Below are 5,814 nucleotides of genomic sequence, written 5' to 3' on the forward strand. Positions count from 1 at the left end.
AGGACTTCGGCGCCAAAATCCTCAGCGACAACTTGCACGCCCTATGCTGCCTCAGCGCCGCGCAGGAACATGAGATTGACTCGGACCGTCGTATCAACCGAACCTTCGCCATCACGGCTCTCAAACCTGTCCTGTCAGCGGCGCTGCTCGGCTTGCGCTGGGCCAAGGCTGCCCTGAATGAGACCTTGGCTTTGATCGCAACACGTGCCCATCGCGTGCGACCGGATCGCAACAAACCTCGTCCGCCTCGCCCAAAGCCTCATCGACATGCCGCTTATAAGGCTTGTTGATGCTTACAGTAACTTGGGTGGATTGGGAGCGGACGGGGCTAACAGCTTTATCCGTCAAAGCGCAGGGCTTCAGTGGGAGGACTTGGGCTTCTGGGCTGACTGGTTGGTAGTGGATTACCGTCCAAACAACCCCGAAAGCGAAGTAGACATGCCGGAGGCTGGTCAAATATGTGACCCCGCTCGCCCCATTACGATGATGCGCCGAATGGGTAGGAAGCATGTGCGTTGGGAAATGATGTTGCTTCCCGGCGAAAGCGCCGAGGATATGGCGCGCCCGGAAAAGGTCTGGTCCCTCCTTGACCGCTGGGTTAAGCCAAGTGATGGCATGCTGGAAAGAGCTGCTGTTTATACATTTAGGTCGGGCGTCGCAAATCAGTGGACAAAAGGTAACGTGATTCTCGCCGGCGATGCCGCGCACCTTATGCCACCGTTCCTCGGTCAAGGCCTGTGCTCCGGATTGAGAGATGCGCTTTCGCTCGGATGGCGCCTTGACTTGATTCTCAGCGGCAGCGCTACAAATGAGCTGCTTCAGTCGTATGAGGAGGAGCGCAAGGTACACGTCACCACCGTCATCGAACGCGCAGTTGCATTGGGAAAGGTCGTCTGCATTACTGACCCCATTGAGGCATCAAAGCGGGATGCAGCGATTCTTTCTGGAACGGCTCCCGCTATCCCGGCCTTTCCCAAGTTGGTGAACGGCGTTCTCCACCGCGAAGATGACGGGTGCCTTGCTACCCCTGCGGGTGAATTGGCGGTCCAGGGGTATATCTCATCGAACGGCAAAGAGACGCGTCTCGATGATGCGACTGGCGGCGGATGGCATGTCATTTCCTTGGATGAGCCGGCCGACAGGGACCTCGCTCTAGCACAACGCCGGGTAGCAAGTGCCCTCGGTATGCAATTTATTACGCTAGGAGCCGACGGCGGAAGCTTCGCAGACGTAGGTAACGCTCACCGCGCCTTCATGAAAGAAAGAGGCGTGGTGGCCTTGATAGTACGCCCCGACTTTTACATCTTTGCCGGCGTGAAATCAGTGGTTGAGGTTCCCGCTTTACTTGACGAACTCGGAGCTCGCCTATGTCTTCTTCCTGCACGACAGGATGAAGGCGGCGCGTCGAACAAAGTTTCTTATTTGAGGACATAACCATGAAATTGGTAACGTACACGTATCAAGGCAGGACATCAATCGGCAAAGTAGTCGGTAATCTCGTCATTGATATTGCACAAGCATATGAGGGGGCACCCAAGACTGTTTTGGAAATTTTGCGAGGCGGCCAGGAAGTATTGGAGCGCCTGGATGCTGTACAGCCGCCAACGGCTAGTTCGGTGTCGTTGTCCGAGGTGAAGCTGGAAGCCCCTGTCCAAGGCGTCCAGAAATTTCTCGCCATCGGCCTGAACTATCAGGACCACGTTGAGGAAATCATCAAGCGCGGCGGGAAAGGTCCCGAGCACCAAATGTGGTTCAACAAGAACGTGTCATGTATTACCGGGCCGTATGACCCAATTAATCTCCCTCGTGTTTCTACAGCCCTCGACTACGAGGGAGAACTGGGCGTGGTCATTGGAAGGCGCTGCAAGAATGTATCGGAGGGCGATGCGCTTGCATCGGTGGGGGGGTATTTGGTTGTTGACGATGTGACGTGTCGGGATTGGCAACGGAAAACAACGCAATGGACGTTGGGAAAATCCTTTGACACGCATGGGCCTATTGGGCCGTGGCTTGTTACCCCCGATGAGGTTCCAGACCCGCAAGCCCTCGAAATGCGCCTGTTCGTCAACGGGGAGCTGCGACAGAAGACGTCAACTGGTGGGATGGTTTATAGCATTGCGCAACAGATTTCCTATTTGTCAAGTGTTATGACGCTCGAGCCGGGAGATATTATCGCCACCGGTACATGCTCTGGCGCAGGCTTCGGGTTCAGTCCGCCTCGCTTTCTGCAAGTAGGTGACGTTGTGCGAGTTGAAATCGACGGCATCGGCCACATCGAAAATAAGGTGGTTGCCGAGGAATGATTTGGGGGCGCGCTGGATTTAGAAGAGCGCACTTATAAATAGAGAGTGGAGCGAGACGTGCGAAAGTTTTTCTATGGCTGGATTATCGCGGCCGTGTCAGGATTGGGAATTGGATGTGGCGTTTCCGTGTTTATCCCATCGACATTAGGCCTGCTTGTTGAGCCCATGAGCAAGAGTATGGGATGGACTCCTCAGGCTATTTTTCTGTGTCCGCTCTTTGCAGCACTCGCAACAGTGGTAGTTGCGACTCCAGTCGGCGCGCTAATCGACAAATACGGTGTGCGCAGGATGGTGCTTTTCGGGTTTCTTGCGCAAGCCTCTATAACGGCGTCTTTCTACTTTCTGGGAAGCAATATCGCTGAACTTTATCTGCGCTATGCTTTATTCGCTATTCTCGGTACGGCGACAACTGCCGTGTCCTTTACACGATTAATCTCTGCTTGGTTTGACGAAGGCCGTGGTCTGGCCCTGGGGATTGCGTTGGCCGGAACCGGAGTCGGCGGCGCTGCTTGGTCAGTCTTCGCAGGGTATGCTGTTGCGCAGTACGGTTGGAGAGCGTCATTTCTGTATGAGGCTTGTGCGATGCTGGTTGTCCTGCTCATTCTCCTCATCATAATTCGGGAGACCCCTCAGTCGGTTGGCTCGGAAGTAGATGGAAAGCGGCACGATCCGAACCTCCGTAGCAGCAGACAGGTGAGCGGAATGACACTTCGTGAAGCCATGAAGACGAAGTCTTATTGGCTCATGGTCGTGACCTTCCTTATCGTTGTCTCGGCGACATATGCGGTGATGCTGCATCTTGTACCCATGCTCAGGCAGCGTGGTGTACCGCCACAAACTGCCGCCTCTATACAGGCATCTTTATGGATTGCAGTTGTGTTTGGGCGAGTGGTCACCGGATGGCTGATGGACCGAATATTTGCTCCATATATTGCAATCACGTTCTTGGTTCCGTCGATGATTGGGACAGCCATGTTCGCAATGGGTGTCACTGGAGGTGAGGCCGTTGCAGCCGCGATGATGGTCGGTGCGGCTGCCGGTGCGGAAATCGATGTTGTAGCCTACCTTTGTGGTCGATATTTCGGACTGCGTCACTACAGCGCCATCTATGGCAGCTTGTTTGCCGTGGCTGCACTTGCTACGGCAATTGGACCGGCCCTCGCTGCGCTGCTCCTACCGGCGGCGGGCGGTTATGCGGGAGTGCTATGGTTTGAGACCATTCTCATCGTAACTGGTGCCGTCCTCTTTTTGCAGTTTCCCCGGTTTCACGGAAGCGCCTCGGTGGAGCCCTTGGAAATGAAGGTCGGCTGAAGCTGCCGGGTCACCAATACAGCTTTCAAAGGGAAGGTATGAACGGCCAGATTCGACACGCTCTACGCGGTGAACCTCCAATCGCGCATCCAATAGTGGGACTCGAGAGAAAGCGATGTAGCGCACTGGAGCGTGGCGATTTTGATTCCATTCGTGAGCTATTGTCCGACGATTTAGTCTACGTGCATTCCAACGGCGAGGTTCACGACCGCACGCAACTTATGGAATATCTCCAGTGCAAAGTGAAAATTTCGTCGGCACGTCGAAGCGATATGGTTGTTACCCATTGGGGGGCTGTCGCCGTATGCACCGGGAAAATTCAGATTAATGGTTACAGACTGTCCGATGGATTCGAGTTTTCGGTCATGTCGTTCGTCACGCAGGCGTGGACGAATTACGGAAGTGGGTGGAAGCTCGCCCTAATGCAGTCTACCAAAGTCAATGAGGCCGGCTAAGTTGGGAAACCTATACTCGTAAGCCATTGTTGTGTTGAGAAAATTCCCAGAAATAGGAAAATCAATATGTCACTTGTGCTAGAAAAACAATCCGGCGTAGCGGTTGTTACGCTTAATCGCCCGCCTGTCAATGCGTTGACACTGGAACTCTACGAACAGATAGCAGACCTTTTCGAAAACTTGGGCACCAATTTGGACGTACATTGTGCCGTCTTTACTGCGGAGGGAAGTCGTGCCTTTTGCGCTGGGCTGGACCTGAACGAGTTTTTGAGCGCTAAACCCGAAGATGACCCGGCGCGTGCGGCTACCGTTCGTCGAACTTTTTCAGCTGTATACCGCTGCCCAATCCCGGTTATTGCGGCCATCAATGGGCCCGCGCTTGGCGCTGGTTCGGTGTTGGCGACTGTTTGCGACATCCGCATTGCTTCGAGCACAGCGCGATTCGGAATGCCCGAAATCAACATTGGCCGGTGTGGCGGCGCAGCGCACCACGGTCGCCTTATCCCGCAAGGCGCGCTGCGGCGCATGTATTTTACAGGTGAGCCAATCAATGCACAGGAAGCGTTGCGACTTGGGTTGATTGATGAAATTGTCGAGCCAGATAGGCTGATGCCAACCGCTATGAAGTTGGCGCAAACAATTGCAGCAAAAAGTCCACTTGGTTTGCGCTACGCTAAACGCGCATTGAACGATATCGAATCAATGTCCTTGGAGGCTGCCTACGAACATGAGCAATCTTATAGTACCAGGCTAATGTACACCGAGGACGCGCGTGAGGCGACCCGTGCATCGGTGGAAAAACGGGCGCCAATTTTCAAGGGGCGATGAATTAGAGTGTCGCGTCCCTTAGGTTTCTTTAGATCGATTTAGTTGTGTACAAAAGGAAATTCAATTGGCTCGCTGAATTTCGACGTTGTCAGCGACATTTGTACGCTGGCTATGTGTATCGGGATACCGCAGCTCGTCATCTGCGTTTTGATGTGGCCTTGTAATCAAGGCCATTTTTTTGTGCTCAGCCTTGGGACACTCTTGTGTCCAAGTCCCACCGTAACCTGTTCATAGCGAACGAAGTGAAGCGCGACTGAACGCACGCGACCGAGAGTGGGGAGAATGTCGTGGAGCCAACAGCGCGAGACGATGGACAAGAACTGCATGTACGGCGCCTCGGAGCACGGCGAGCGGGCAAGAAGGCGCGAAGCGCTTACGAGCAAGGCGAGGGTGATGTAAATGCAGCGGGTTGTGCCATGAAGCAGTGCGTTCTTACCTGACTTCGCTTCATCTCTGAGAGACCAATGGCGTCGAGCCGGAGCGAGGAGCCAGGGGCAGATGTAGCTGGGTGATATGGCCGGGAAGGCTAAAGTCGTCGGTGAGGGTATTCAGGAGGGATGATGATGCCGTTCTGCGCCTGAAGGCTCTGTAGGCCTTTAGCGAATCAAGATAAGGAGGACCTGTCCGTATTTTTGTGTGCTAGGCGGTTTTGAATTTTGTTAGCCTCGGGCCGCGGTAAATCTCTCCCCATACAGGATAGCAAACTGGTTCATGGCGGACTTCCAGTCATAAGTCGTGCGAACGGACTTCGTCAGTACGACGTTGCGTAGTGCCAGCCATAGCAACTTGATCGCAGCTTCATCCGAAGGGAAGTGGCCACGGGTCTTGATGATCTTGCGCAACTGCATATTCAAGCTTTCGATGGCATTGGTAACCGGCATGATAGGAACCGGTGCCCTCCCTCTCCTCATCGCGTA

6 protein-coding genes and 2 pseudogenes are annotated in these 5,814 nt (G+C 54.2%); 7 read left to right on the top strand and 1 reads right to left on the bottom strand.

Translation table 11 applies throughout. The features are described 5' to 3' along the window. The 7 genes and pseudogenes from K309_RS43545 to K309_RS41155 all read left to right on the top strand — a co-directional run. A pseudogene (locus tag K309_RS43545) lies at positions 1-290 on the top strand (IS4 family transposase); the annotation flags it as partial. Next, positions 268-813 (top strand): annotated as a pseudogene (locus K309_RS44395) (FAD-dependent monooxygenase); the annotation flags it as partial. The pseudogenes K309_RS43545 and K309_RS44395, both read left to right, overlap by 23 nt. A 168-nt stretch (positions 814-981) precedes the next feature. Further along, positions 982-1,434: a hypothetical protein gene (locus K309_RS44400; RefSeq protein ID WP_500784390.1), complete on the top strand. Its 453-nt coding sequence runs from the start codon at positions 982-984 to the stop codon at positions 1,432-1,434. Positions 1,435-1,436: 2 nt separating this feature from the next. Further along, positions 1,437-2,303: a fumarylacetoacetate hydrolase family protein gene (locus tag K309_RS38635; protein WP_035878812.1), complete on the top strand. Its 867-nt coding sequence runs from the start codon at positions 1,437-1,439 to the stop codon at positions 2,301-2,303. A 57-nt stretch (positions 2,304-2,360) separates the two neighbouring features. Continuing rightward, entirely contained in the window at positions 2,361-3,614 is a 1,254-nt protein-coding gene (locus tag K309_RS41145; protein WP_198030908.1) for an MFS transporter, read from the top strand. A 38-nt stretch (positions 3,615-3,652) separates the two neighbouring features. Further along, entirely contained in the window at positions 3,653-4,069 is a 417-nt protein-coding gene (locus K309_RS44240; protein WP_084402695.1) for a nuclear transport factor 2 family protein, read from the top strand. Between the two features lie 66 nt (positions 4,070-4,135). Continuing rightward, entirely contained in the window at positions 4,136-4,897 is a 762-nt protein-coding gene (locus K309_RS41155; RefSeq protein WP_084402696.1) for an enoyl-CoA hydratase-related protein, read from the top strand. Positions 4,898-5,556: 659 nt separating this feature from the next. Here K309_RS41155 and K309_RS0133570 read toward each other — a convergent pair. Further along, the coding region (locus K309_RS0133570; protein WP_198030909.1) for a transposase at positions 5,557-5,814 on the bottom strand (258 nt) is incomplete at its 5' end.

The sequence above is a fragment of the Cupriavidus phytohabitans genome (assembly GCF_000426345.1).
In the GTDB taxonomy this organism is placed as follows: Bacteria; Pseudomonadota; Gammaproteobacteria; order Burkholderiales; family Burkholderiaceae; genus Cupriavidus.